Origin of the sequence: Pyxidicoccus trucidator, from assembly GCF_010894435.1 — a bacterium.
Taxonomy (GTDB): domain Bacteria; phylum Myxococcota; class Myxococcia; order Myxococcales; family Myxococcaceae; genus Myxococcus; species Myxococcus trucidator.
On record NZ_JAAIXZ010000084.1, the window covers coordinates 1 to 490 of the forward strand.

Below are 490 nucleotides of genomic sequence, written 5' to 3' on the forward strand. Positions count from 1 at the left end.
GCCTGGCAGCGCCAGTGGCTCCAGGGCGAGGCCCTCGAAGCGCAGTTCTCCTACTGGCGCCAGCAGCTCGCCGGTTCGCCCCAGGTGCTGGAGCTGCCCACCGACCGGCCCCGTCCCGCCACCCAGTCCTACCGCGGCGCCGTCCTCTCGCGACAGCTGCCAAAGGCGCTGTCGCAAGCGCTCGCCGCGCTCTGCCAGCGCGAGGGCGTCACCTCCTTCATGGCCCTGCTCGCAGGCTTCCAGTCCCTGCTCTCTCGCTACTCAGGGCAGACGGACATCGTCGTGGGCACCGACATCGCTGGCCGCACCCACGCCGACACCGAGGGCCTCATCGGCTTCTTCGTCAACCAGCTCGTCATGCGTGGGGACCTCTCGGGGGACCCCTCCTTCCGCGAGCTATTGGGACGCACGCGCAAGGTGGCGCTTGGCGCCTACGCCCACCAGGACGTTCCCTTCGAGGAGCTGGTGCGCGTGCTCAACCCCGAGCGCA

At 70.2% G+C, this 490-nt stretch carries 1 protein-coding gene; it reads left to right on the forward strand.

The window, feature by feature from the left end:
* Window positions 1–490 (forward strand): condensation domain-containing protein (locus G4D85_RS48520; RefSeq protein WP_205526042.1); only part of this gene is annotated, 490 nt, incomplete at both ends.